Annotated in this window: 24 protein-coding genes; 7 read left to right on the top strand and 17 right to left on the bottom strand. The window is 66.7% G+C overall.

Features of this window, described 5'->3' with window-relative positions; genetic code table 11:
• Nucleotides 1–53 precede the first annotated feature (53 nt).
• The 4 genes from scpB to AC5RWD_RS13755 all read right to left on the bottom strand — a co-directional run bounded on the left by scpB (nt 54) and on the right by AC5RWD_RS13755 (nt 4,008).
• Nucleotides 54–683, bottom strand: coding sequence for an SMC-Scp complex subunit ScpB (scpB, locus tag AC5RWD_RS13770; RefSeq protein ID WP_494020548.1), 630 nt, complete (start codon nt 681–683; stop codon nt 54–56).
• Nucleotides 680–1,519 carry a segregation and condensation protein A gene (locus AC5RWD_RS13765; RefSeq protein ID WP_494020547.1) on the bottom strand — a complete coding sequence of 280 codons (840 nt, stop codon included), beginning with the start codon at nt 1,517–1,519 and terminating at the stop codon, nt 680–682. Before AC5RWD_RS13765 ends, scpB begins: the two co-directional genes overlap by 4 nt.
• Nucleotides 1,520–1,524: 5 nt before the next feature.
• Nucleotides 1,525–2,424 carry a ParA family protein gene (locus tag AC5RWD_RS13760; RefSeq protein WP_494020546.1) on the bottom strand — a complete coding sequence of 300 codons (900 nt, stop codon included), beginning with the start codon at nt 2,422–2,424 and terminating at the stop codon, nt 1,525–1,527.
• 243 nt (nt 2,425–2,667) lie between these two features.
• Nucleotides 2,668–4,008: a cation:dicarboxylate symporter family transporter gene (locus tag AC5RWD_RS13755; protein WP_494020545.1), complete on the bottom strand. Its 1,341-nt coding sequence runs from the start codon at nt 4,006–4,008 to the stop codon at nt 2,668–2,670.
• A gap of 139 nt (nt 4,009–4,147) precedes the next feature.
• On the opposite strand from AC5RWD_RS13755, the gene AC5RWD_RS13750 reads away from it, so the two are divergent.
• Nucleotides 4,148–5,881, top strand: a complete 1,734-nt coding sequence (locus AC5RWD_RS13750) for a sensor histidine kinase (protein ID WP_494020544.1) — start codon at nt 4,148–4,150, stop codon at nt 5,879–5,881.
• Entirely contained in the window at nt 5,878–6,591 is a 714-nt protein-coding gene (locus tag AC5RWD_RS13745; RefSeq protein ID WP_494020543.1) for a response regulator, read from the top strand. The genes AC5RWD_RS13750 and AC5RWD_RS13745 overlap by 4 nt, the downstream gene beginning before the upstream one ends.
• A gap of 120 nt (nt 6,592–6,711) precedes the next feature.
• On the opposite strand, the gene AC5RWD_RS13740 is transcribed toward AC5RWD_RS13745, so the two are convergent.
• Complete coding sequence (locus tag AC5RWD_RS13740) at nt 6,712–8,412, bottom strand: HNH endonuclease signature motif containing protein (protein ID WP_494020542.1); 1,701 nt, start codon at nt 8,410–8,412, stop codon at nt 6,712–6,714.
• Nucleotides 8,413–9,267: 855 nt separating this feature from the next.
• Here AC5RWD_RS13740 and AC5RWD_RS13735 point away from each other — a divergent pair.
• The 4 genes from AC5RWD_RS13735 to AC5RWD_RS13720 all read left to right on the top strand — a co-directional run bounded on the left by AC5RWD_RS13735 (nt 9,268) and on the right by AC5RWD_RS13720 (nt 13,554).
• Entirely contained in the window at nt 9,268–9,924 is a 657-nt protein-coding gene (locus AC5RWD_RS13735; RefSeq protein WP_494020541.1) for a GntR family transcriptional regulator, read from the top strand.
• Complete coding sequence (locus tag AC5RWD_RS13730; protein ID WP_494020540.1) at nt 9,917–11,437, top strand: MmgE/PrpD family protein; 1,521 nt, start codon at nt 9,917–9,919, stop codon at nt 11,435–11,437. Before AC5RWD_RS13735 ends, AC5RWD_RS13730 begins: the two co-directional genes overlap by 8 nt.
• Nucleotides 11,438–12,343 carry a methylisocitrate lyase gene (prpB, locus tag AC5RWD_RS13725; protein ID WP_494020539.1) on the top strand — a complete coding sequence of 302 codons (906 nt, stop codon included), beginning with the start codon at nt 11,438–11,440 and terminating at the stop codon, nt 12,341–12,343.
• 71 nt (nt 12,344–12,414) lie between these two features.
• Nucleotides 12,415–13,554 (top strand): bifunctional 2-methylcitrate synthase/citrate synthase, encoded by a 1,140-nt coding sequence (locus tag AC5RWD_RS13720; RefSeq protein ID WP_494020538.1) that lies wholly within the window; start codon nt 12,415–12,417, stop codon nt 13,552–13,554.
• A 106-nt stretch (nt 13,555–13,660) separates the two neighbouring features.
• Here the strand turns inward: AC5RWD_RS13720 and AC5RWD_RS13715 are convergent, their stop codons facing one another.
• The 12 genes from AC5RWD_RS13715 to AC5RWD_RS13660 all read right to left on the bottom strand — a co-directional run bounded on the left by AC5RWD_RS13715 (nt 13,661) and on the right by AC5RWD_RS13660 (nt 25,750).
• Complete coding sequence (locus AC5RWD_RS13715; protein WP_494020537.1) at nt 13,661–15,181, bottom strand: hypothetical protein; 1,521 nt, start codon at nt 15,179–15,181, stop codon at nt 13,661–13,663.
• Nucleotide 15,182: 1 nt separating this feature from the next.
• Entirely contained in the window at nt 15,183–15,707 is a 525-nt protein-coding gene (locus tag AC5RWD_RS13710) for an RNA polymerase sigma factor (RefSeq protein WP_494020536.1), read from the bottom strand.
• Nucleotides 15,708–15,781: 74 nt separating this feature from the next.
• Nucleotides 15,782–16,273, bottom strand: a complete 492-nt coding sequence (locus AC5RWD_RS13705; RefSeq protein WP_494020535.1) for an 8-oxo-dGTP diphosphatase — start codon at nt 16,271–16,273, stop codon at nt 15,782–15,784.
• Between the two features lie 53 nt (nt 16,274–16,326).
• On the bottom strand, nt 16,327–17,355 hold the full coding sequence (gene xerD / locus AC5RWD_RS13700) for a site-specific tyrosine recombinase XerD (protein ID WP_494020534.1): 1,029 nt from the start codon (nt 17,353–17,355) through the stop codon (nt 16,327–16,329).
• Nucleotides 17,355–18,017, bottom strand: coding sequence for an NUDIX domain-containing protein (locus AC5RWD_RS13695; RefSeq protein ID WP_494020533.1), 663 nt, complete (start codon nt 18,015–18,017; stop codon nt 17,355–17,357). The genes xerD and AC5RWD_RS13695 overlap by 1 nt, the downstream gene beginning before the upstream one ends.
• A gap of 32 nt (nt 18,018–18,049) precedes the next feature.
• Complete coding sequence (gene pyrG, locus AC5RWD_RS13690) at nt 18,050–19,807, bottom strand: CTP synthase (protein ID WP_494020532.1); 1,758 nt, start codon at nt 19,805–19,807, stop codon at nt 18,050–18,052.
• A 144-nt stretch (nt 19,808–19,951) separates the two neighbouring features.
• Entirely contained in the window at nt 19,952–21,691 is a 1,740-nt protein-coding gene (gene recN, locus AC5RWD_RS13685; protein WP_494020531.1) for a DNA repair protein RecN, read from the bottom strand.
• Nucleotides 21,692–21,694: 3 nt separating this feature from the next.
• On the bottom strand, nt 21,695–22,720 hold the full coding sequence (locus tag AC5RWD_RS13680) for an NAD kinase (protein WP_494020530.1): 1,026 nt from the start codon (nt 22,718–22,720) through the stop codon (nt 21,695–21,697).
• A gap of 13 nt (nt 22,721–22,733) precedes the next feature.
• Entirely contained in the window at nt 22,734–23,546 is an 813-nt protein-coding gene (locus AC5RWD_RS13675) for a TlyA family RNA methyltransferase (protein WP_494020529.1), read from the bottom strand.
• 2 nt (nt 23,547–23,548) lie between these two features.
• Complete coding sequence (locus AC5RWD_RS13670) at nt 23,549–23,851, bottom strand: hypothetical protein (protein WP_494020528.1); 303 nt, start codon at nt 23,849–23,851, stop codon at nt 23,549–23,551.
• 9 nt (nt 23,852–23,860) lie between these two features.
• Nucleotides 23,861–24,853: an HAD-IIA family hydrolase gene (locus tag AC5RWD_RS13665; RefSeq protein ID WP_494020527.1), complete on the bottom strand. Its 993-nt coding sequence runs from the start codon at nt 24,851–24,853 to the stop codon at nt 23,861–23,863.
• A gap of 6 nt (nt 24,854–24,859) precedes the next feature.
• On the bottom strand, nt 24,860–25,750 hold the full coding sequence (locus AC5RWD_RS13660) for a hypothetical protein (RefSeq protein WP_494020526.1): 891 nt from the start codon (nt 25,748–25,750) through the stop codon (nt 24,860–24,862).
• Here AC5RWD_RS13660 and AC5RWD_RS13655 point away from each other — a divergent pair.
• Nucleotides 25,703–26,394: hypothetical protein (locus tag AC5RWD_RS13655; RefSeq protein WP_494020525.1), on the top strand; the 692-nt coding region annotated here is incomplete at its 3' end. The genes AC5RWD_RS13660 and AC5RWD_RS13655 overlap by 48 nt on opposite strands.

Genomic DNA, 26,394 nt, shown 5'->3' with positions numbered 1-26,394 from the left:
CAGCCGTGCAGATTAAATCTGCCCTGGTAAAAACTGCTTCGCAGGCATGCCGCCTACATTCTTCCGGCGTCGTAGAATTCTTCAATTCCTTCAAGCCCCGGAAGGTGCGGTGAAAGCTGAGGCAACTCAGCCACCGAGCCGATTCCCATGCGCTCAAGGAAATACGACGTCGTGCGGTACAGGAGAGCGCCCGATTCCGGATCTGTTCCGGCCTCTTCGATCAGCCCGCGCTGGGTCAGCGTCCGCACAACAGAGTCAACGTTGACTCCACGAATTGCAGACACCCTTGCCCTGGACACCGGCTGCCGGTAAGCGATGACGGCGAGTGTCTCGAGCGCCGCCTGGGTCAGCCTGGCTGTCTGCCCTTCCAGGACGAAAGTACCGACGACGTCGGCGAATTCAGCCCGCGAGTAGATGCGCCAGCCGCCAGCGACATTCCGCAATTCAAAGCCCCGGGGGCTGGAAGGGACCTCATGCTCAGGTCCATAACTGCCAGTTTCCATATCCGGGGCTTTAACAGTATAGCCGTCATAGTCGCGCTGCAGGTCCAGCAGCAGAGCCTCGACGGCGTCCACGGTCAGGTTGAGCCCTGCCGCAAGGTCGGTGGCAGAGGTGGGCTGATCCAGCACCATCAGCACCGCCTCAAGCGCGGCGCGTTCCCGGCCTGCAATTGCGTCCGTCATTGCTGCTCCTCGTACTCCTCGCTCAGGTGCTCCGCGGTCCATCCGCTGCCCGCCGCTGTCCAGCGCACGGTCAGGTCCCCAAGCGGCGCCACCTGGTCGAAGGCCACCGCCTGGTCCCTGAACAGTTCCAGGAGCGCCAGGAAGCGCGCCACCACAACCAGGGTGGACTCGGCGTCGGCAATCAGGGCCCGGAATGTCAGGGGCCGGCCGGCCTGCAGCCGCAGGCCGATCAGCTCCGCCTGCTCGCGAACGCTCACGGTGCCGCCGTGCAGGTGGGCCACTCCGACCTCCGTCGGCGCCGGGGCTTTAGGCCTGAGCGCTGTCTCGGCTAACGCCGCGAACTGCGCGGGGCTGTGCTTCCAGACGAGCTCCGGCAGCATCGCGGCGAAATGTTCCTCAAGGGCGACCTGCCGTGGATAGCGCTGGGACTCCAGTTCCAGTGTGGCGTCCATCAGCGCGGCGACCTGCTTGAAGGCTTTGTATTGCAGCAGCCGGGCGAAGAGCAGGTCACGTGCCTCGAGGAGGGCGATGTCGTCGTCGTCCTCCACCTCGCCTGCGGGCAGCAGGCGCGCTGCCTTCAGGTCCAGCAGCGTTGCCGCGATGACGAGGAACTCACTTGCCTCGTCGAGGGCCCACTCCTCCCCCAGTTCCTGGAGATTCCGGATGTACCGGATGAACTCGTCGGTGACCGTGGCAAGCGCCACCTCGGTGATGTCCAGCTGGTGTTTGGAGATCAGCCCCAGCAGGAGGTCGAAGGGGCCGCTGAAGTTTGCCAGGCGTACTTCGAAGCCGGACCGCCTGGCCTCGGCGGGGCGCGTTGCCGGCTCTGCGGTCATCCGGGTTAGGGCGCGCCGCCGCGCGAAATCAATTCCTTGGCGAGGCGGCGGTAGGCGTCGGCACCCACATGGTTTCCGGCGTAGCTCATGATGGGCTCGGCGGCCACGGTGGCGTCGGCGAACTTGATGGAGCGCTTGATGACGGTTTCGAAGACCTTGTCCCCGAAGGCTTCCACCAGGCGGCTGATCACCTCGCGGCTGTGCAGTGTGCGGGCGTCGTACATCGTGGCCAGCACGCCGTCCACCTGCAGCCGCGGGTTAAGGCGGTCCTGGACCTTGTCGATGGTTTCGACCAGGAGGGCCACAGCGCGCAGGGCAAAGAATTCGCAGATGAGCGGAATGATCACGCCATGCGCCGCGGTCAGCGCGTTGACCGTGAGGAGGCCGAGGGAAGGCTGGCAGTCGATGAGCACGACGTCGTACTCGTCCTCGACCTTCTTCAGCGCACGGTCAAGGACCTGCTCGCGGGCGACCTCGTTGACCAGCTGGACTTCGGCCGCGGAGAGGTCGATGTTGGCCGGCAGCAGGTCCACGTTCTCCACGCCGGTCTGGTGGATGGCTTCGCGGATGTCGATCTTGCGGTCCATCAGGACGTTGTAGACGGTGAGATCGAGTTCATGGGGGTTGACGCCGAGCCCGGCGGACAGTGCGCCCTGCGGGTCGAAGTCCACCAGGAGCACGCGTCGGCCATATTCGGCCAGCGCTGCGGCAAGGTTGATGGTGGAGGTGGTCTTGCCCACCCCGCCCTTCTGGTTAACCATGGCTATGACGCGGGCCGGTCCATGGGAGGACAGCGGCGCGGGCTCCGGAAATTCGCGGTGGGGGCGGCCTGTGGGACCCATGACGGCGTCTTCCAGGTCGAGTTCCGTGCCTTCCAGAGTTGCTGAACCCTGTTCGCTGCTCACGTATCAATCCACACTTTCGATGACGGTGATTTTCTGCCGCTGTCTGCCAGCGCCCCTGCTTCTTCCACCCCAAGGTTACAGCGCCCGACACGGCATTCCTTGGACCTTGACTTTTGATGGCGCTTGAGCCTTTACCTTGTACCTGAGGTATAAGGTTGATGTCCGGCAGCAAATGAAACCGCCCGCGCAGGCTGGGCCTGCACGGGCGGATTCGCTTTAGTTGTATGGCGCGGGGCCGCGGCCTTAGGCCTTGGCCGGTACGGCGCTCTCCGGCGTTTCCGCCACACCGTGATGATGCGCCACCATCGTCTGCTCGTCGAAGGGGTCCTCGCCGGACAGCACCAGGTTCACCTGCTCGCCGTCGACCTCCTTGACCCACGTGCCGATCAGCAGCGTGGCGACGGCGTTGCCGGTGAAGTTGGTCAGCGCCCGGGCCTCGGACATGAAGCGGTCGATGCCCACGATCATGCCGACGCCGCCGAGGAGTTCGGGCTTGTGTGCCTGCAGGCCGGCAGCGAGGGTGGCCAGTCCGGCGCCGGTGACACCGGCGGCACCCTTGGAGGCGATGATCATGAAGATCAGCAGGGAGATCTGGGCGCCGAGGTCCAACGGGGTTCCCATGGCGTTGGCCACGAAGAGCGACGCCATGGTCAGGTAGATGGCTGTGCCGTCCAGGTTGAAGGAGTAGCCCGTCGGCACCGTCACACCGACCACCGGTTTGGAGACGCCCAGGTGCTCCATCTTGGCGATGAGGCGGGGCAGTGCGGCTTCGGAAGACGACGTCGAGAAGATCAGCAGGTATTCGCGGGCCAGGTACCTCATCAGCTTGAAGATGTTCACGCCGGTGACAACCTGCAGCAGGCCGCCGAGGATGACGACGATGAACACGGCGCAGGTGATGTAGAACGCGATCATCAGGGTGAACATGCTCACGATGGCCGCGAAGCCGGTGGCGCCGACCACGGCGGCGATGGCCCCGAAAGCGCCCAGCGGGGCAAGCCACATGATCATGATCAGGATGCGGAAGACGAGGGCCTGGCCGTAGCCGATGGCCTTGAGGATCGGCGCGCCCTGCGGGCCCATCCGCTGCAGCGCGAAGCCGACGAGGATGGCGGCGAGCAGGGTGGGAAGCACCGGAATGTCCCCGGGAATGATGCCCAGCAGGAAGTCAACTGTGCTGTCCGTGGACGCCTTCTTGTTGGGGTCGTACGGCGCGAGTTCCAGCCCTTCACCCGGGTGGATGATGTTGCCGACGACAAGGCCGATCGCCAGGGCGAAGGTGGACATGACCACGAAGTAGCCCAGGGCCAGTCCGCCGACCTTGCCGACCGTGGCTGCCTTGGCGATGGAGCCGATGCCCAGCACGATGGTGCAGAAGATCACCGGGGCGATCATCATCTTGATCAGCTTGATAAAGCCGTCGCCGAGGGGCTTGAGCGATTTTCCTACTTCGGGGAACAGCAGCCCCACCAGTGCACCGAGAATCACCGCGGCGATAACCGCAATGTAGAGGTAGTGAGACTTGTCCAGTCCCTTGCGCTCGGCTTTGGCCGGCGCTGCCGACTCTCCTCGTTGAGAAGCCATCTTTCTCTCCTTATGGATAATCTGGAAGACGCTTCGGCACAATCTCTGGGCTCCGCGCGTCGCTCCTTTGTGATTTCCATCATTCGCCACGGAGTGACTTGGCTCACCGTTGCGTTCATATTGGTCGTGGGAGGTGTTGATGATCCACCGCTGGAGCATCGCGAGGCGGCTGTTCGTGGCGAACCTGCTGTTCATGCTGGCCCTCACGGCCATCGTCGGGACGGCCGTATTCGTGGACGCCCGGGACCATGCCTACGAGGAGGCCGGCCGCCGGATGGGCGCCCTGGCGACGTCCATCGCCGATAACCCGCTGGTGCTGCAGGCCGCCGGCACGGAAAACCCTTCAGCGCAGTTGCAGCCCTACGCACTGAAGGTCATGGCCGACTCCGGAGCCGATTTCATCACCATCATGGCGCCGGACCGGACGCGGTGGACGCACCCTTTGGACGAGGAGTTGGGCCGCCCCTACATCGGTTCGATCCGGGAGGCTCTCGAAGGCCGCGTGTTCACCGAGATCACCGCCGGAACGCTCGGGCCGTCGGTGCGGACGATTGCCCCCGTCAAAGATGCCCGCGGTTCTGTCCGCGCGCTCGTGGCGGCCGGCGTCACCGTCAATACGGTGGACGTGGCCGTGTCCGGCAGGCTGCCTGCGCTGTTGGCCGTATCCGGCTCCCTTCTGGCCGGCGGATCGCTCGCGTCGTGGTTTCTTGGCCGCTACCTGCGGCGGGTGACGAGGGGGTGGGGCCCCGAGCAGCTGGCCCAGCTCTTCGCCTACTACGAATCGGTGCTCCACTCCGTCCGGGAAGGGGTTGTCCTGATCGATCCGGCCGGAAGGGTTGTCATCTACAACGACCAGGCGGCGGAACTGCTGGGGCTGGAGCCGCGGGAAGCCGAGGACGACCATGCGGCCTCGCCGCTGCTCGCGGACCTGCCCCTCGCACCCAGCCTGAAGGACCTCTTTGAATCAGGGCGGACGGCCCACGACGAAATCCATCTCACCCATGCCGGCGTCCTCGTGGTAAACCAGCGGCCGGCCGTGGGGCCGGGGGCCGCTGCAAGCCGGCAGCGCGGCACGGTTTTCGGCACTGTTGCCACCATCCGCGACCGCACCGAGATCGAATCCCTGGGCACGGAGCTGGAAAGCATGCGGACACTCTCCGATGCCCTCCGTGCCCAGACCCACGAGCATGCAAACCGGCTGCACACGATGGTCTCCCTGCTGGAGCTGGGCAGGACGGATGAGGCGCTGGACTTCGCCACGAAGGACCTGGAGCTGAGCCAGCAGCTGGCGGACGACGTGATCGGTTCGGTCCAGGAGCCGGTACTGAGCGCCCTCGTCATGGGCAAGGCCGCTGAGGCCCATGAGCGCGGCGTGGAACTCGTGGTCGAGGCGTCCGGGCCGGCCCTCGGCGGAGAGCTGGCGGTACAGGACCTCGTCACGGTGCTCGGCAATCTGCTGGACAATGCCATCGACGCCGCCGCCGACGCCCCCGCACCGAGGCGGGTGGAGCTGCTGGTGGACACTTCGGGCGGCGGCCTGGACATTACCGTGCAGGACTCTGGCAAGGGCATTGACCCAACAGCTGTGGACGATGTGTTCCGCTACGGTTTCAGCACCAAGACCGCCGGGCCGTTCGGGCGGGGCCTTGGCCTTGCGCTGGTGAAGCAGGCCGTCCAGCGCCTGGCCGGTACCATGGCCATCAGCAACTCGAGCACCGGCGGGGCGCGCTTCCACGTCACGCTTCCGGCAAACGGTCCAGACACGCCTTCCCCGGACACTTTCCCGCCTAGCACTGTCCCGCCGAGCACATTGCCGCCCAGCACATTTCCGTCAAGCACGGCCACATCGAGTCTCCCGGAGGAGCACACGTGACAGACATCCGAGTCCTCGTCGTCGAGGACGAGCCCGTCGCCGCTGCGGCACACGCCGCCTACGTGGGCAGGGTGGACGGCTTCACGCTGGCAGGAACGGCCCCGGACGGCCAGTCGGCACTTCGGATGCTCACCGAGTTCTCCGCCGCCGGCAGCCCGGTGGAGCTGGTTCTCCTGGATATGAACCTGCCGGACCTGCATGGGCTCGACATCGCCCGGCGGATGCGTTCCGCCGGGCACTTCGCCGACATCATTGCCATTACAGCTGTTCGGGAACTGGCGATTGTCCGCAGCGCAGTCTCCATCGGCGTCGTGCAGTACCTCATCAAACCGTTCACTTACGCGACGTTCGCGGACAAACTGGAGAGCTACCGGCAGTTCCGCGAACAGCTGGCAGGACCAGAGTCGGGATCGGCGAAGGCAGCGGCGTCGCAGAGCGATGTGGACCAGGCCTTCGCCAGCCTGCGGGCGCCGTCCGAGCTGCCGCTGCCGAAGGGCCTGGCTGCTTCAACGCTCGACGCCGTCCGCGACTTTATTAAGGAGCAGCCCGGTGCCGTCTCGGCCACCGAAGTCATGACTGCCCTGGGCATGTCGAGGGTGACCGCGCGGCGGTATCTCGAGTACCTGGCCGACGCTGGGACGGTGTCCCGGACGGCGCGGTACGGGGCTCCAGGCCGTCCCGAGAACGAATACCGCTGGTCCCGCGCCTGACTTACTGGGACCCCTGTACATGGGCACCCTGCAATCCTGCCCGCCCATGATCATCCAGACCCCTTGGGCGGGACGCGCCTTCAGGCATGCCGCTGAGCAGGCACTGGCATGGGAGACGCCTTATGCGGCCGCGGGTGAGGACCAGTGGGGCCAGGGATCCTCAGGCTGTGGTGGTCGGAGTCTGTCGAGGACCCCGAGGCCCTCGACATCGTCAACGTCGCCGAACACGTCGAAGTCATCGGGCTCGTCTGGCTCATCCGGCGGTTCCGGCCAGTGGGGCGGCTCTGGTGGGATCAGTGGATCCTGCCATTCTCGGTTGCGCAGCGATTCGGGCCAGTGTGGTGGTTCCCAGTCGCGGACAGATGGTGGCTCGGGCCAGTGTGGTGGTTCCCAGTCCTGCTGTTCGCTGGGGTAGGACCGGCCCGATGGTGAGATCCAGCCGGGCGGGGTGTCCCGCGTGGCTCCGACCGGTTTCCAGGCTGTGGTGTGTTTGAGGCGGTGGTGCTTCGGACAGGGCTGGCCAAGGTTGGTGACGCCGGTGGTTCCGCCATGGGCCCAGGCGAGGATGTGGTCGGCGTCGTTGTCCAGGGAGTGGTTGTTGCAGGCCGGGAAGGTGCACCGCGCGTCCCTGAGCCGGAGCCATTGGCGCATTGGCTTGGTGAGCCGGTAGCTGGTGCGCCCGATCTCCAGCGGAGCTCCGTCCCGCGGATCGGTCAGGACCCGAAAAAATGATGAAGCGCCGTCGGCGACGAGCCGGCTGGCCATGGATGGCGGGATCGGCCCGTACCCGTCGAGTGTGGCTGGTTCCTCGGTCAGGCCGAGCAGCGAGAACACCGGAACCGTGACCAGGACCTGCGCCGCCGGAGACGGGCTTCGTTCAGCCACCCCGCGCATCAACCAGGCGGCCGCAACGTCCACGCGCAACTGGGTCAGGGTCCGGGACTCGGCGGGGCCCTGCAGGGCGCGGGCGGCGGTGGTGGCGCGGTCCCAGATCGCGGCAGCCTGGTCCGCGGGCAGGTACGCGGAGAGCCAGGCCATGCCGTCCCGGTCCGGCAGGTACTCCAGCCGGCGGTCCTTGGCACTGTTCCGGTGCCGGGCCTCGATGGTGACCGGATGATGCCGCTCCCGCCAGTACCGCGCCTTGGCCCGGAACCTGGACGCTGTCAGTTCCCCGGCCGGGCAACCCCGCGCGGCATGCGGCGCGTCAGCGTCCAGGAAATGCGCCTCAAAAGCCGCTGCAGCGGCCCGGTCCAGCCCGTCCGTTTCATCGCACATCACCCGGGCGTGCTGCCAGGACAGGGTCCCCGCCCCGAGCGCGGCCAGCGTCAAGGGCAGGTACCTGCCCAGCGTGGCGGATTCAGCCAGGAACCGTGCCGCCGACCCTTCACTCACCGTCAGCGCACAGGCCACCTGCGCAGTCACAGACATCTGCGTGGCGGCCCGTTCCCGCGCGGACGCGTCCGGCAGCGCCGCGGCCGCAACAGTACCGGCGAAGCCGGCCGCGGCGTGCGCTTTCAGCGCGGCCACCCGCCCCTCCAACCTTGTTGCCTCGGCCAGTACGTCCAGCCATGCATCGGCCCGATCCTGCAAAGGATCCGCGACCGACCCGGCACCTGCACCGGCAAGTGAACCAGCGCCGGTCAGATGGTCAGCGCCCGTCCCAGAACCTGCCTCGGTAGCACCAGCACCGGCCAGGGGATCAGCGCCAGCCAAACCCGCAGAACTAGCCTCGGTCCCGGCGGCCCGACGCACAACAACAGCCAACCCAGCGACGTCGGACTCGATGCCCTCCATCGTCTCCACTGCCGTCTTGCCATCCATACCCACAGCATGACAGGGGGCACTGACATTGATGCCTACCTAACGAGACACACGCCATGGGAAGCAGGGACGTCAAAGGGCCGCCCGCGCTGACTAGCGGCCGAGACAGCCTAAGACGCGCTTTAGGGGACTCTGTCGCGGCGCCACTGCCAGAACCTTCTCACTGCCATTACGGTGCAAATTATCGGAATGAGCGGAATCAGCGGGCGGCTAGTTGAGATGGCCAGCCACGCTACCCCCGCCCACAAGAGAAGCGTTGCCGATACCCAGCCGAGCACCGAATTCCCCCTGACCGGAGCCGCCTGAGGTTCCTCGCCGCTCGCGCGGCGCTGCTCCATTTCCTGCCAGGCAGCCCGCCCAAGTGGTATCAGGATCAGCAAAAACAGCCCAAGGACGACGATGTCCGTGACAGCGGCGGACAATCCAGCCGTCTCCAGCGGCCATCGCGCAAGCGGGCCGGCGAAGAGCAGCAGAAAAAGCCAAAAGTAAAAGCGCCGGCGCTTCGGCGGCAATTCATCCCAGGAGATGCTCCGCCGGGCGGGGCGGGAGCCGGCGTCTTCATTCACAAGTGCTGCCCAGGGCTACCCTGCGCCTCGAGTGTCTCGTCCTGATTGCAACAAGTGTCACAGGTGACCCTTCCCCGTTTCGTCCCAGACCGGCGCCACGCGTCCTGCCGCCACGATACAAGGACCGTGACGACATATCCATGGTCCGGCGTGGATGACCACCGGAAGCAACTCGACGGCGACCTGTATACAGTGGTCGCGGTTTCAGTACGGTTTGCCGCGGAATACTAGGCAAGAAGCCGATGGATGTATACACTCAGGGCTAAACGGGAGATCGGAAGGAGGCGGCATGCGCGCGAGCGACAGGGCTTACGCGGCACTGCGCGATGACATCATCGAGTGGCGCCTCCTCCCCGGCACGGTACTCGCCGAAGTGGAGCAGTCCGCCAGGCTGGGAATCTCCCGGACGCCCTTGCGCGAGGCCCTGAGCCGCCTGACGGCTGAGGGGCTGACGACGCCGGGCGGCCGCGGCGTCGTCGTCACGGATATCTCGCTGGACAATATCGATGAACTGTTTGAGCTGCGCGAAACCCTCGAGGGGAAAGCCGCCGCACTGGCAGCCCAGCGGGGCGATGCCGACGTCTTCCGCCGGCTCCAGCACGAACTGCTGGACGCGCCCGCCCTGCTGAACTCCCCGGATCCCGCCCGGCACGACTACTACGAACTTGTCGGCCGACTGGATGCGGCCATCGACGCTGCGATCTCCAACTCCTACCTCGCGCAGGCCATGCGGAGCCTCCGCGTCCACCTGGTCCGCGTCCGCCGGCTGGCCGCCGACGACCAGGCCCGGCTCACGGAGGCCGCAGCAGAACATGCTGCAATCGCCGAAGCGATAGCGGCCGGCAACCCCCGGCTGGCCGAAGCAACCACCACCGTTCATCTGCACCGCAGTCTTTCCCACGTCAAAGCCGTCCACGCATCCGCCCAGAAGGAGTCCCATGGTTAAGGAACACCACGTCCGCGTATACAAGAGCGAGGAGAACCTCCCGCGCGAACAACAACTCGCCCACAAGATCGCCGTGGTGGCAGCAGATCCCGTCGAAGTGACGACTGACGTCACGGACATGGTCATCAACCGGATCATCGACAACGCCTCCGTGGCCGTCGCCTCGCTGAACCGCGCCCCCATCGTCGCGGCCCGGGCGCAGGCCCTCACCCACGGCCCGTCCAGCGGCGGCAAAGGCTCCAAGGTCTTCGGCATCGGTGAGCGCGTCTCCCCCGAGTGGGCGGCGTGGGCGAACGGTGTGGCGGTCCGCGAACTGGACTACCACGACACCTTCCTCGCCGCGGACTATTCACACCCGGGCGACAACATCCCGCCGATCCTCGCTGTTGCCCAGCATGTGGGCTCCAGCGGCAAGGACCTGATCCGCGGCATCGCCACCGGCTACGAGATTCAGGTGAACCTGGTGAAGGCGATCTGCCTGCACAAGCACAAGATCGACCACGTGGCCCACCTTGGCCCGTCGGCGGCTGCAGGCATCGGCACACTGCTGGGACTCGATGTGGAGACGATCTTCCAGTCCGTGGGCCAGGCCCTGCACACCACAACAGCCACCCGCCAGTCCCGCAAGGGCGAGATCTCCACCTGGAAAGCGCACGCGCCGGCCTTCGCAGGCAAGATGGCGGTCGAAGCGGTGGACAGGTCCATGCGCGGACAGACCTCCCCGGTGCCCATCTATGAAGGCGAGGACGGCGTCATCGCCTGGCTACTGGACGGCCAGGACGCCTCCTACATGGTTCCGCTGCCGACACCCGGTGAGGCCAAGCGGGCCATCCTGGACACCTACACCAAGGAACACTCCGCCGAATACCAGGCCCAGGCCTGGATCGACCTCGCACGCAAACTGAACAAAGAACACCCCGAGGCCACCGACCCGGCGAACGTGAAATCCGTCCTGATCAAAACGAGCCACCACACCCACTACGTGATCGGCTCCGGCGCCAACGACCCGCAGAAGTACAGCCCCACCGCGAGCCGGGAAACCCTGGACCACTCCATTCCGTACATCTTCACCGTCGCATTGCAGGACGGGTCCTGGCACCACGTGGACTCCTACTCCCCCGAACGCGCCGCCCGCCCGGACACCGTGGAGCTGTGGCAGAAGGTCTCCACGGTGGAGGACCCGGAATGGACCCGCCGGTACCACTCCCTGGACATCTCCGAGAAGGCCTTCGGCGGCTCCGTGGAAATCACCCTCACCGACGGCACCGTCATCCGGGACCAGATCGCCGTGGCCGACGCCCACCCCCTCGGCGCCCGCCCGTTCACCCGCGAACAGTACATCAACAAATTCCGCACACTCGCCGCCGGGCTCGTGGAGGAGGCCGAAATCGAACGGTTCCTTGCCGCCGTCGAACGCCTCCCCGAACTCGCCGCCGGCGAACTGGACCAGCTCAACATCGCAGCGGCGCCCGGCGTCATTGATTTCAATGCAGCCCCCAAGGGACTGTTCTAAATGCTCTATTCCAAAACCACTCCCGAGCAGAAGCGGCTCCGCTTCCGTGAACTCCTGACGTCCGGAACCATCCAGCAGTTCCCGGGAGCGTTCAACCCGCTCTCCGCCCGGCTGATCGAGGAGAAGGGCTTCGCCGGGGTCTACATCTCCGGCGCCGTCCTCGCCAACGACCTCGGCCTGCCGGACATCGGCCTGACCACCCTCACCGAAGTGGCCACAAGGGCCGGGCAGATCGCGCGGATGACCGACCTGCCCTCCATCGTCGACGCAGACACCGGCTTCGGCGAACCCATGAACGTGGCCCGCAGCGTCCAGGAACTCGAGAACGCCGGGCTCGCCGGCTGCCACATCGAGGACCAGTTCAACCCCAAACGCTGCGGCCACCTCGACGGCAAAAACGTCGTGGACCTGGAGACCGCCACCAAACGGATCCGCGCCGCGGCCGACGCGAGGAGGGATCCGAACTTCCTCATCATGGCCCGCACCGACATCCGCGCGGTGGAAGGGCTGGACGCGGCGAAGGACCGGGCAAAGGCCCTCGTCGAGGCCGGCGCCGACGCCATCTTCCCGGAGGCGATGAAGGATCTGGAGGAATTCCGTGCCATCCGCGACGCTGTCGACGTGCCGATCCTGGCCAACATGACCGAGTTCGGCAAGAGCGACCTCTTCACCGTGGACCAGCTGCAGGATGTTGGCGTGAACATGGTGATATATCCGGTCACCCTGCTCCGTAGTGCCATGGGGGCAGCTGAGCGTACGCTGGACTCAATTAAGGCCGACGGAACGCAGGAGGCACAGGTAGGGAGCATGCTGACGCGCGCGCGGTTGTATGACCTGGTGGATTACGAGGCCTACAACCGATTTGACACCGGCGTCTTCAACTTCCGGATCCCCGGAACCGACTGACGCCCACATCCCCGCAGGACCACCGGCCCTTTTCGGCCGGTAATCGGACGCAAGGAACGAAGGAGTTCAGCATGGCTGAAGAAGAGATCAAGAAGGGCCTCGATGGCGTGGTGGTGGACTACACCGCCGTCTCCAAGGTCAATCCCGACACCAACTCACTGCTGTACCGCGGCTACCCCGTCCAGGAGCTCGCCGCCACGCGCAGCTTCGAAGAGGTCGCTTACCTCCTGTGGAACGGCGAGTTGCCGTCCTCCGGCGAGCTGGCTGAGTTTACGGCCCGCGAGCGCGCGGGACGGCCCCTGGATCCCGTGGTCAAGCAGGTGATTGATGCCCTCCCGACGACGGCGCACCCCATGGACGTCTGCCGTACTGCAGCGTCGGTGATGGGCGCCCGCCACGAGCTCGCGGAGGACTCCTCCCGTGAGGCCAACATGGCCAAAGCCCTGGACCTGTTTGCCGCCATGCCGGCCGTGGTGGCATACGACCAGCGGCGCCGGCGCGGGCAGGACCCCGTGGAGCCCAGGGATGACCTCGGCTACTCGGCCAACTTCCTGTGGATGACGTTCGGCGAGGAGGCCGTTGCCGAAGTGGTGGAGGCCTTCAACGTTTCCATGATTCTCTACGCGGAGCACTCCTTCAACGCCTCCACCTTCGCCGGGCGCGTCATCATGTCCACGCTCTCGGACCTCCATTCAGCGGTGACCGGTGCCATCGGCGCACTCAAAGGACCGCTGCACGGCGGAGCCAACGAAGCCGTCATGCACACGTTCGACGAGATCGGCATCCGGCCGGAGGAGTCCCTCGAGGAAGCCGCCGACCGGGCCAAGGCCTGGATGGAGAACGCCCTGACCCAGAAGAAGAAGGTCATGGGATTCGGCCACCGGGTCTACAAGCACGGTGATTCGCGCGTGCCCACCATGAAGGCAGCCCTCGACAAGATGATCGCCCACTTCGGCCGGCCTGAACTGTTGGGCCTGTACAACGGGCTCGAAACCGCCATGGACGAGGCCAAGGGCATCAAGCCGAATCTCGACTACCCGGCCGGCCCCACGTACCACCTCATGGGCTTCGACACGAACATGTTCACGCCGCTCTTCGTCGCCAGCCGGATCACCGGCTGGACGGCCCACTTTATGGAGCAACTGAACGCGAACTCGCTCATCCGGCCGCTAAGTGCGTACAACGGTCCGGACGAACGGCACGTGCCGTAGTGACCCGCCTATAGCGCGTACGACGCCGGGAAAGCACGACGCCGGGCCGGTCACCTTTGGGGTGGCCGGCCCGACGTTGTTACTGCCGGGTCCTTATACGGCACCGTCAGGAGGTGACCTCCAGGCTCTGGATCATGACCTTCAGCTTTTTGTATTCCGGAGTCTCCATGTAGGCCCTGGCCTCGGCCACGCTGGCAAAGGTCGGCTCGGCAACCTCCTGCACAGCCCGGTCAGCGAAGGACAGGATCCCCCGCGGGGTTCCGGTGACCAGCGTGTACATGAGGCAGCTGTCGCTAACGGAACCGCTGTCCTTGTCCACCAGTCCCAACTGATAGCTGAATCCCTTGCCGAGCGGGGAGTTGTCCATCACCCGGTAAGAGAACCGCACCCCGCGCGCCACAGCCCAATTGGCTTTGAGCGAAGAAGCACCGCTATCCAGTTCCGTTATCTTGTACGTTCCAGCCGTGCAGGCCCCGCCGAGGCCACCCGCAGCAGCGTGCTGGAAACTGGCCACGGCTTTGCCTGACTCGTCTGACACGGTGATACCCGAACCCGGGTGGTCCGGCGTTCCAACCGGGACATCCTTCGTCGTCCAGCCCTCGGGGAGGACGAAGCTGGCTTTCCCGTCCCCGCTGGTGAAGCGCTTGCTTGTTGCGGCCGCCGGTTTCGCCGGCTGCAGCGCCAGGGAGATCAGCATGCGTTTGACGTCCTGGTACTCCTGCGTGCCCATGTACGCCTTCGCCTCGGCAAGGGATCCAAACCTGAGGGGGGCGTCCTTTCCATCGGCCGTGAGCCACGTCGTGTCGCCAAACTGGGCGAAGGGAACGTTGTCCGGGCCAAGGATGCCGTTGTACAAGCCGCACGTTGTGGTCTGGGGAGCCAGATCTCCGTCTGCCAGTGCGACTGAGCCATAGACTTTGTCCCCCTGGATCACCCGGAAGACAAAGGCGGAGGGACCCTGGGGGTGTTCCCTGAGCTTGGCCGCCTTCTGCGGAATGTCGATGACAACGGAGTCGAGGGTCTGGTACGGCTTCGGGTCGGAGCACACGGGCCCGCCGGCGGCGTCGTAGACCAACCGCAGGGTGGCCATGGTCCTGCCGGCGGTATTCTTCACCTCGACGATGTTGTAGGCGCCGCCATCGATTGTTTGCGGGGTTTGCGACACCCTCCAGCCCAGGGGGTGTTCGAAGGTGGCCTGGCCGGTGGCGTCCGTGAAGGTGGTCCACGTGACGGGCGCGGCAGTAGGGGTTGGAGCCGGCGTCGGCGTTGCTGTCGCCGTCCGTGACGCCGAGGGCGTTGCCGTCGCCGTCGGCGTTGCCGGCCCGGCCGTTTCCGAGGTCGACGACGCAACGGTGCCCGCCGGAGAGGGAGCCGATACCAGCGATCCGAGGTTCGTCGCCACCAGCACACCGGCGGTCACCGCCGCCGCGGCCAAGGTCAGCACACCGGCAACGCGCGCCCGCCGCTGTTTGCGGTCCTCGAACCGCAGCACGTCCGGCGGCAGGCTGTCCGTGAACATCGGGGCCCCGGTGGTTGCCCGCCGAAGGGCATCGTCGGCGTCCGGCAGCGCGGCAGGATCGTTGCGGAGCGGGTCTGACCCGGCAATCAGGTTTTTGATCGGATCCATCTCATGCACCCATCTTCTGTGTGACCGAGTTCTGTCTGCCCGGCCTTGCGGTCACCGGCATTTGCTTGCGGAAGGCGGCCCTGGCACGGTGCAGGCGGACCTTGGCGGCAGCTTCGCTGCACTGCAGAACGCGGGCGATCTCCGCCACGCTCAGCCCGTCCCAGTAGGCCATTTGCAGGATGTCGCGCTCACTGTCGCGCAGCGCGGCCATGGCGTCGTGGACTACCAGGTCCTCGGACTCGGCACCGGAGCGGAGCTCGGCGGACGCCCGGAGTTTTGCCTGCAGGGCCACGTGCCGGTCACGGCTGCGGTAGGCGTTCCCAATCAGGTTCCGCGCCACCGTCAGCAGCCAGGCGATGTCCGCGTGCGGCTGGTCGTGCCATTTTTGCCATGCGATGCGGAACACGTCCGCTGCGAGCTCTTCTGCGAGCTCGGGCGATTCCACCCGTCGGCGCACGTATCTGTAAACCCGCGGATAGCTGTCCCTGTGAACGGCGGTGAACGCCAGTTCGCGTTCCGAATCCACGTATCCCCCAAACGTAAGAAGTAGTGTCCTGACCAGGCAGGCTAACCGTTTAGTTTCCGGCAGGGAACGGGCGGTTACACGGCCCGGAAAGAATATTCGGCGGACGCCACGGTCTCGTTGTCCTCGTTCAGGGTGATGACGGCGTCGACCACATTCCCGGCCAGCGCCAGCGGCAGCCAGTGCTCCGCATCCTGCCACATGCGTTCCAGCGGAAGGCCGGAAACCAGGAACCACTCCGGAATGATCTCGGGGCTCTCGACTGGCTCGCCGGCCCACCGGCGGGACGTGAACAGGCGGGTGGACATGTTCCACTCAGGACGTGCGGGAAAGACAAACTCCACTTTTCCGGCGTCGAACAGGTCCTCCTCGAGGACGACGACGCCCGCTTCTTCCAGCACCTCCCGGCATGCCGCCTGGGCGTCGGTTTCGCCAGCCTCCACGTGCCCGCCCAGTCCAACGATCTTGCCCGTTCCGAAGCCGGTCCGCTTCAGGCCCAGGAGCACCTCAGGCCCTGACTTCGGGCGTTCCCGTAGCAGGAAGCAGAGGGTGACGGGCACGGAAGTCATGCAGACCAGCCTAGCGGTGGTGGGGCCGTCCGCATGCCGGTCCCAGGGCTGGATTATCCCAGGGCCCGGGGATGCGCAGCGGCATAAACTTCCCGCAGAGTGTCAGCCGTAACCAGGGTGTACACCTGCGTGGTGGTCACCGAGGCATGCCCAAGCAGTTCCTGGACCACGCGGACATCCGCTCCGCCTTCAAGCAGGTGGGTGGCGAAGGAGTGGCGGAGCGTGTGGGGGGAGACGTCCTTGGTTATGTTGGCCTTGTCCGCGGCGGCCTTCAGGATGGTCCAGGCGCTCTGCCGGCTGATGCGCCCGCCCCTGGCGTTGAGGAACAGCGCAGGGGTGCCCTTGCCCTTCCCGGAGAGCAGGGGGCGGCCCCGCACCAGGTAAGCATCGAGGGCACGGGCCGCGAATGAGCCGAGCGGCACGAGGCGTTCCTTGGAGCCCTTTCCAAACAGCCGAACGATGGCCGGGCCGGATTCGGCCGCCGGCACCGAAAGATCGTCGACGTCCAGGCCTACGGCTTCACTGATCCGGGCACCGGTTGAATACAGGAATTCGAGCAGCGCCCGGTCCCGGAGGCCGGTTGCGGTGTCCGTACCGGCAGCTTCCAGGATCCTGGCCACTTCGTCCACGGTGATGGCTTTGGGCAGCCGCTTGCCGGGCATTGGCGGGTGGACATCGCTGGCGGGGTCCGCCGTCGTCGTCCCTTCCAGGGCCCAGAAGCGGTGCAGTCCGCGGACGGCAACGACGGTCCGCGCCGCGGACCGCACCCCCAGCGGCGTGCCGCCGTCGGCGCCGTCGGAGAGTGCCTGGGCAAATCCGGTCACGTGGTGGCGGGTGATGTCCGCCGGTCGGCTGAGGCCCTGCCCGGCGAGGTAGGCCGTGTAGCGGGCGAGGTCGCGGCGGTATGCGGACAGGGTGTTTGCTGCGAGGCCCCGTTCGACGCCCATGTGCTGGAGGTAGTCGGTCACGCCGCGGTCAATCGCGGTGCGGGGCCGTTCCGGCGGCGGCGTTTCCGTACCGGCTCCGGGCTTGGGTACCGCCGTGGCCGGAGATTCCTCCGGTGCCGCCGTGTCCGTGGACATCAGCGCTGGCTGGGGTGCGCCGGCCAGAGGGCATCGCCCGGCCGTAGTCCGCTGAAGCCGTCCGCCTTCGCGGCCGCGGCAGCAAGAATTCCGACGACGGCGGACGGATTGTGCAGTCGTCCCTCCAGCACCCCCGCAACGGCATCCTCCAGCGGGATCCAATGCAGCTCTATTTCCGCTTCTTCGTCCGTGCGGACGTGCAGTTCGTGATGGGGGACCTCGGTGAGGCCGCGGGCCAGGTAGATGCGGATCGCCTCGCTGGAGGATCCGGGTGAATTGAAAAAATCCACCAGGACGTTCCAGTCGCTGGCGATCAGGTCCGCTTCCTCGGCGAGCTCCCGCGCGGCGCCCACCACGAAGTCCTCGCCCTCGATGTCGAGCAGGCCTGCGGGAATCTCCCACAGGTCCATACCCACCGGGTGGCGGTACTGCTTGATCAGCAGCACCTCGCCGGCGTCGTTCATGGGGAGCACGGCGACGGCTCCGGGGTGCTCGATGTAGTCCCGCACCAGGGGGTCACCGTCGGCGGTGAGCTTGAAGCTGTCACTGACAACGTCCCAGATCCGGCCGTTGTAGACCCGCTCCCGGGAGAGCAGACGGCGCGGGCTCGGCGCATCCGAAACCTGCCGGTCAGCAGGGGTGTTTTCAGATTTACCGGGCATCGCGCCGTCCTTACTCTATGGGAGCTGTGAGATTACTCTGCGGTGGCTTCGCCGGAGCCGGTCGCGGCGGGTTCGAAACCGCTTCGGTCCCCGCCACTCTGGTGGTCCAGGGCGGCCTTCACCAGGCCGGCAAAGAGCGGGTGCGGCCGGGTGGGCCGTGAGCTCAGTTCTGGGTGCGCCTGCGTAGCCACGTAGTAGGGGTGAACCTCGCGGGGCAGCTCCACGTATTCCACCAGCTTGCCGTCCGGCGACGTACCGGAGAACACCAGGCCCTCGGCGGCAATCTGGTCGCGGTACTTGTTGTTCACCTCGTACCGGTGGCGGTGGCGTTCGCTGACCGTGGTGGTGCCGTAGGTCTCGGCGATGACCGATCCCTCGTCGAGCTTGGCCTCGTACAGGCCGAGGCGCATGGTGCCGCCGAGGTCTCCGCGGCCCTCGACGAATTCCAGCTGCTCTTCCATCGTGGCGATGACCGGGTACTTGGAGTCCGGCTCGAATTCGCTCGAGGAGGCACCCTCCAGCCCGACCACGTTGCGGGCGTACTCGATGACCATGCACTGCAGGCCGAGGCAAAGACCCAGCACGGGCAGCCGCGATTCGCGCGCAAACTTGAGGGCGCCCAGCTTGCCTTCGAGGCCGCGGATGCCGAAGCCGCCGGGAACGCAGATGGCGTCCACGCCCTCCAGGGAGCGCACCGCGCCTTCGTGGCTTTCGCATTCGTCGGAGGGCACCCAGCGGATCCTGACCTTGGCATTGTTGGCGAATCCGCCGGCGCGCAGGGCCTCCGTGACAGAGAGGTACGCGTCCGGGAGGTCGATGTACTTGCCCACCAGGGCAACCTCAACCTCGTGCTTGGGGTTGTGGACGGCTTCGAGGAGCTTGTCCCAGCTGGTCCAGTCGACGTCCTTGAACGGCAGGTCCAGTGCCCGGACGATGTACGAATCCAGGCCTTGGGTGTGCAGGGTCTTGGGGATGTCGTAGATGCTGGGGGCGTCAGCGGCGTTGACCACGGCGTCGATGTCGACGTCGCACATGCGCCCGATCTTCTCACGCATGGCGTCGGGAACTTCGCGGTCCGAACGGATCACGATGGCTTCCGGTTGGATGCCGATGGAGCGGAGGGCGGCCACGGAGTGCTGCGTGGGCTTGGTCTTCAGTTCCTGCGAAGGACCGATGTACGGGACCAGCGAAACGTGGAGGAAGAAGACGTTGGTCCGGCCGATGTCCTGGCGGACCTGGCGGGCGGACTCGAGGAAGGGCTGCGACTCGATGTCGCCGACGGTGCCGCCGATCTCCGTGATGATGACGTCCGGCGCGTTCTTGCCCTCGGAGGGAAGCCGCATCCGGCGCTTGATCTCATCGGTGATGTGCGGGATGACCTGGACGGTGTCCCCGAGGTACTCGCCGCGGCGTTCCTTGGCGATGACCGTGGAGTAAACCTGGCCGGTGGTCACGTTGGCTGAACCCTCGAGGTTTTCGTCGAGGAAGCGCTCGTAGTGTCCGATGTCGAGGTCGGTTTCAGCACCGTCGTCTGTGACGAAAACCTCGCCGTGCTGGAAGGGGTTCATCGTGCCCGGATCCACGTTCAGATAGGGATCGAGCTTCTGCATAGTTACTGACAAGCCGCGTGCCCGCAGCAGGTGGCCGAGGCTGGAGGCCGTCAGTCCCTTGCCTAGCGAGGACGCCACACCGCCGGTGACGAAGATGTGTTTGGTCGTCTTGGACGAGCCCGGGAACCGGGAATTTACACGGGAATTTGATCGCTGCACCACGGAATTCGAGCCTATCATCAATTGAGCCTTCCACGGATCGGGTATGCGTCCCCAAAGGCTTCAGTTTTCCCTGTCCGTGCGCTCCCGGCAAGGGCTACCCATGCGCTTCCGGCAAGGTCTGCCCGTGCGCTTCGGCAAGGTCTGCCGGGACCTGAGCCGTACTCAGGCCTGCTGGGGCAGGAGCTTGGCGTCGTCCAGTAGCTCCTGGGCGTGCGCCTGGGCGGTTTCGGAGTCCTCCTGGCCTGCCAACATTCGGGCCAGTTCCCTGACGCGTTCGCCCTCGTCCAGGAGTTGGACGTCGCTGGAGGTGAAGCCCTTGGCGGTGGAGCCGTCGGCGCCGCGCACCGAGGTCTTGGTCACACGGATGTGCTGGTCGGCAAACGCTGCCACCTGCGGCAGGTGCGTCACCACCAGGACCTGGACATGGCGGGCCAGCATGGCCAGCCGCCGGCCAATCTCCACTGCGGCGCGCCCGCCCACTCCGGCGTCGACTTCGTCGAAGACGAACGTGGGCACAGGGTCCACCGCCGCCAGCACCACCTCGATGGCCAGCATGACCCTGGAGAGCTCACCGCCGGACGCGCCCTTGCCCAGCGGCCTGGCGGGTGCGCCGGAGTGCGGCTGGAGCAGGAAGGAGATCTCGTCCGCGCCGTGGGGCCCCAGCTGCGCTGCGGCCTCGATGGTGATCACCAGGGTGGCGTCTGCCATGGCGAGGGCCTTCAGTTCGGCGCTTACCCGGGATGAAAGGTCCTTGGCGGCTTTGGCGCGGACTTTGCTGATGGCCGCGGCCTGCTTCTTCAGCTCGGCCGCTGCCCTGGCCACCTCGGCTTCCAGGTTCTCGATCCGGGTAGAGTCCCCCTGCAGTTCGTCATAGCGCGCCCGGGCGTTCTCCGCCCATTCGAGGACCTCGTCGATGCTCGGCGCGTACTTCCGGACCAGCTTGGCCAGGGACGCCCGGCGTTCTTCGATTTCAGCCAGCCGCTCCGGTCCCTCCGAGTCCAGTCCGGCCTGGTAACTGGCCAGCTCGGTGGCGATGTCGTTGAGCAGGAATCCGACTTCGGCGAGGCGGGCGGCAGCCGATCCGAGTTCCTCGTCGTGCTCGGCCACGTGCTCCAGGGTGCGTTTGGCCGCGTCCACCAGCGTTGTGGCGTCGCCGGCCTCGCTGAAGTCCTCGGCGATGAGGGCCTGGTGCGCGGTGGTGGCGGCGATGCGGAGTTCCTCGACGTTGGCCAGCTTCACGGCCTCGGCCTTCAGTGCCTCGTCCTCCCCCGGCTGCGGGTCCACGGCGTCGATCTCGGCCAGCGCGGCTTCCAGGGACTCTGCCTCGCGGAGCCGCTCGCGCTCAGCGCTGCGGAGCGAGTCCAGCTCGGCCTGGCTGGACTTCCAGGAGCTGTAGAGGTCCTGGAATCCGGCGATCGTCGAGGCGAGCCCGTCCCCTGCGAACTTGTCGAGGGCCTCCCGCTGCGCGGCGGCCCCTTTGAGCCGGATCTGGTCCGTCTGCCCGTGCACCACTACCAGCGACTCGCCGATTTCGGCGAGCACCCCCACCGGGGCGGCCCGGCCGCCGAGGAAGGCCCGGCTGCGTCCGTCGGCACCCAGGCGACGCGACAGCAGCAGTTCCGCGCCGCCGTCGAACTCCTCAACCTCAGCACCGGCCTCCCTGGCGCGTTCCAGGGCGAGGTGTCCGGATTGCAACTGCACCACCGCTTCCGCAGAGGCGCTCTTCGCGCCGCTGCGCACGGCACCGGCGTCCGACCGGGCTCCCAGCAGCAGCCCTACGGCGGTGACGACCATGGTCTTGCCGGCACCGGTCTCGCCGGTAACCACGCTGAGCCCCGGGCCCAGCGGCAGGGTGGCGTCGGTGATGACGCCGAGATCGCGGATTCTCAGTTCTTCAAGCATGGTTCACTTTTCAGTCGGAGGATCGGATTCTGAACCGGGTTCGTACGGCCGAAGTCCCGAGGGCGGTGCCATGGTCCGGGGCGTGCGCACGATCGGCACGGGACCGGTATGGACCTGCTCGGCCTGTGGCACCGGGCCGCGCCAGCCATGGATGGGAAGTTCGAACTTGCGGACGAGCCGCGCCGAAAACGGCGTCTGGTGCGTGCGGGCGAGCCGGACCGGGGTGGTGGACCGGGTTACCTCCACCCGGGCCCCGGGAGGCAGATCCACGGAGCGCCTGCCGTCACACCACAGTACGCCCAGGGCGTCCGTCCGGTTGAGCACTTCGACGGCCAGCCGGGACCGCGGCGAAACCACCAGCGGCTTGGCGAAAAGCGCATGGGCACTGATGGGCACGATCAGGAGGGCTTCGACCTCCGGCCACACAACAGGGCCGCCGGCCGAGAACGCGTACGCGGTGGATCCGGTGGGCGTGGCCAGCACGACGCCATCGCAGCCGAAGGAGGTCAGCGGGCGCTCATCCACCTCGGTGACCAGCTCGAGCATGCGCTCCCGGTCGCCTTTTTCGATGGCGGCCTCGTTCAGGGCCCAGGTGTGCCAGATCTTCTGGCCGCGGACCCAGACCTGGACGTCGATGGTCATGCGCTCCTCCACCGTGTACTCACGGCTGGCGATCCATTCGACTGTCTGGGCAAGGTCAGCCCGCTCGCTCTCGGCGAGGAAGCCGACATGGCCGAGGTTCACGCCCAGCAGCGGCACGTCTTCTTCGCGGACCAGTTCGGCCGCCCGCAGGATGGTCCCGTCCCCGCCCAGCACCATGACCAGTTCCACGTCCGGAAGCTGGATATGGTCATGGAGGATTTCGACCGGCTGGTCCATGGCGCCGAAGAAGCCCTCCATGTCGCCCAGTTCGGACTTCTGCATGACGGGGATGATGCCGGAGGCGTGCAGCTGGGCGCACGCCTCCCAGGCCGCCTTTAGGGATTCCTCGCGGCCGGTATGGGCAAGTACCAATACACGCCTGCTCATCGGGTTCCGCTCTCTAGTGGTTCGGCCAGATCTTTCCCAACAACGCAGCCACCGCTGCGTCCCGCTCTTCGATCTTAGGCAAGTCTTCGGACATTCTTTGCGTTATCCACAGGAAGTATTCGACATTTCCGTCCTGGCCTGGCAGCGGGCTGGTGGCCAGCCCCCGCAGTTCCAGGCCGACATCGAGCGCCGCCCCCGCCACTTTACCGACAGCCATGCGCCGTTCGCGCTCCGAAGTGACCACTCCTGTGCGGGCGAGCCGCTCCTTGCCGATCTCGAACTGCGGCTTGACCATGAGCACCAGGTCTCCGCCGGGAGCGGTACAGGCCGCGAGCGGGGCCAGCACCAGCGTCAGGGAGATGAAGGACAGGTCGGCAACTGTGAGCTCGGCCGGGCCGCCGATCTGGCCGGGACTCATGTAGCGGACATTCAGCCCCTCATGCACGCTCACGCGCGGATCGCCGCGGAGCTGCGGCACCAGCTGGCCGTGCCCGACGTCGGCCGCCACCACGTGCGCGGCTCCCCGCCTTAGCAGGACATCGGTAAAGCCGCCCGTGGATGCTCCGGCGTCAAGGCACCGTTTGCCGCCGACGACGACCCCGGGGAAGGCGTCCAGCGCGCCGGCCAGTTTGTGGCCGGCCCTGCTGACGTACGCGTCCGTCGCGTCTTCCGCAACACTTAGCTCCCGGTCGTCGCCCACTTGTAGCGATGCTTTGGCGAGGACGTCGCCTTCGGAGGACACCTTGCCTTCGGCGATAAGCCGGGCGGCGTGCGTGCGGGACCGCGCCAGTCCCCTGCTGACGAGCAGTTGGTCGAGTCTGGGCATGGTCAGGCGGCACCCGGACCGTGCTGTGGCACTTGGTGCTGCGGGGCTTCGTTCGGCGGCTCTTCGTTCAGGGCTTCCAGCAGGGCGTCGTGCATTTCTGTGTAGGCGGCGGGGTGCTCCGAAACCGGCAGCCCGGGAACAGCACGGACCCGGTCCAGGATGGCCAGCACCGCGGGATCGATACCGGCTTCAGGATCGCGGCCTGGCACGGTCAACTCCGGCCAGGCGGCGCCTGGCACTTCGGAGTCCGGCAATGCGGTGTCGGGCACCGCAGCCTCCGGCGCGTCGTTGTTCAACTCGGGCATGGCACCAGTCTATTGATCCAGCCACTCGAGTTCGGGAGCCGTGGGGACCTCAGCGTCGGGGTGGGCCGCCCACCAGGCGGCGCAGGCCGCCCGCCACGAATCAAGGTCGTCCTTGGACCCGGCGATGCGGATGGTGCCTCCGGCCACGGTCGCCCTGGCGTTCCCGCAACGGAACGTCCCGCCGTCGTTATCAATGTCCGGATAGGGCTCATAGAGGCCGGCCAGGTCCCGGATGATGTAGCGGGGCCGCTCCTCGGCGCGGGCCGCCAACATGGTTTCCAGGGTGTCGACGCCGGTCAGCACGGCCACCGTGGCGAAGCCTGCACGGTTGCCACCCAGGATGTCGGTGTCCAGCCGGTCGCCGACGACCAGTGGCCTGTCTGACGACAGCCTCTTCGCCGCGGCATGGAACAGCGGAGCCTCCGGCTTGCCGGCCACGAGCGGCCGCCGGCCGGTGGCCGCGGCCACCGCGCCCACGAGGGTTCCGTTGCCGGGCGCCATTCCGCGGGCCTGCGGGATGGACATGTCCGTGTTCGTGGCAACCCACAGCACGTCCGCGTCGGCCAGGACGAAGGACGCCTCGGCGAGCTCCTTCCAGCCGATCGCAGGGTTGAAGCCCTGCACCACGGCCACGGGCTTGTCCTCTGCGCCGTGGACCGGCTTCAGCCCAACAAGCTCAACCTCGTGGGCCAGCGCCGGGCTTCCGGTAATCAGGACGGGAGAGCCCGGGGACAGCAGGGACGCCAGCAGGTCGGCCCCGGCCTGGGACGAGCTCACCACCTGCTGGTCCTCTGCAGGGGCGCCAAGCTCGCGCAGGTGGGCGGCCACCTGCGCCGGCGTGCGGGAGGCGTTGTTGGTCACGTACCCGAGGCCGACGCCGATCCCCGCCAGCCGCTGGAGGGACTCCACGGCTCCGGGGATGGCGTGCGGGCCTGCGTAGACCACTCCGTCCAGGTCGGACAGCAGGGCGTCGAACCGTGAAATCAGTTGGGCATCACTCATGCGCGACTAGTCCTCCGAGCCGTTCTGGCGGCGGTCAGCATCCTGCTGTTCGGTGTATTCGGGTTCGGTGTACCCGGCTTCGGCGTCCTCGGCGTCCTCATCCGGCTCGGCGGAATCCTCGTCCGATTCGGCGTCGTCGGATTCGAAGTAGTCCGCCTCGGCGTCGTCCAGGTTTTCTGCCGCTGCGTCCGCTGAAGGCCGCTGCGCAGCAGCTTCCTCCTCGGCGCTGATGCCGGGTGCCGCCTGGCTGTCGGAAGACCCGGTTCCGTCCTGCGCCGGCGTGCCGGCAGCGTGGGCGATGCGCTTCCGGCGTTCGGCTTCTTCCCGGGCCTCCTCTTCCTCGTCCCAGCCGAGGTCGATGATGTCGGGTTCCTCGGCCATGCCCAGACCCAAAGCTTCTTCCGCTACGACCGCCTGCCGCTGCCACTTTCCGGCCTCGGTTTCGCGGCCAACGGCTGTCAGGGCGTCGGCATAAGCGCGGAACAGGCGCGGGCTGTAGGAAAACGCCCGGTTGATGTCCAGCTGCGGGATCTCCAGCTCCGCAACGGCGGCGTCCAGCTGGCCAAGGTCGGCGCGGGCACCGGAGGCGACAATCGCCAACTCCACCTTGCCGGGGGCGTCAAGGTCCTGGGCTTCCTCGGAACGGACAACGTCCAGGGCGCGGTCAGGCCGGCCCAGGCCACGTTCACAGTCGGCCATCACAGGCAGGTGGACGTTGGAACCGCTGATCCGGCGGTACGTGCGGAACTCGCGCAGGGCCTCGCCGTAGTGTCCGGCGGCATAAGCCGTAAGGCCCACTGCCTCACGGACAGCGGCAAGGCGTCCGCCGCGGCGGCTGGCGGCCAGGGCATGCTGGAACGCCAGTTCAGGCTCGTCGTCGATAAGCCGTCCGGCCATTACGAGGTGGCGGGCAACCCATTCAGCGCTGTTGGACTCCAGGGTCTTGATCTGGTGCTGCGTGGCGCGATCGAGTTCCTTGCCCGTGACGTCGTCGTCGATTTCGGGCGAACGCTCACGGTCCGGACGGTTGGCGCTGCGGAGGTCACGGGCGTTGGGAACGCGGGCGGGGCGGTCCTCAGCCCGGTCGCGGCCGAACTGGCGAGGGCCGGAGTCGCCTCGGTCAAAGCTGCGGGGTGCGCGGTCCTGCCGGTCACCGCGGTCCTGCCAACCGCCACGGTCCTCGCGGGGTGCGCGGTCCTGCCGGTCGCCGAACGGCCGGCGGTTCTCTCCGCCACCAAAGCTGCGGCGGTCGCCGTCGCCCTCGCGGCGCGGACGGTCACCAAACGGCTTACGGTCACGATCACCAAACGGCTTACGCTCACCGCCACCAAAACCACGGCGGTCACCCTCACCCTCGCGGCGCGGACGGTCACCAAACGGCTTACGCTCACCGCCACCAAAACCACGGCGGTCACCCTCACCCTCACGGCGCGGACGATCCGAGAACGGCTTACGCTCACCGCCACCAAAACCACGGCGGTCACCCTCACCCTCACGGCGCGGACGATCCGAGAACGGCTTACGCTCACCGCCACCAAAAC

This window comes from Arthrobacter sp. CMU6 (assembly GCF_059090205.1).
Note: the sequence above shows the minus strand (reverse complement) of the source record. Positions and strands in the feature narration are given on the sequence as shown.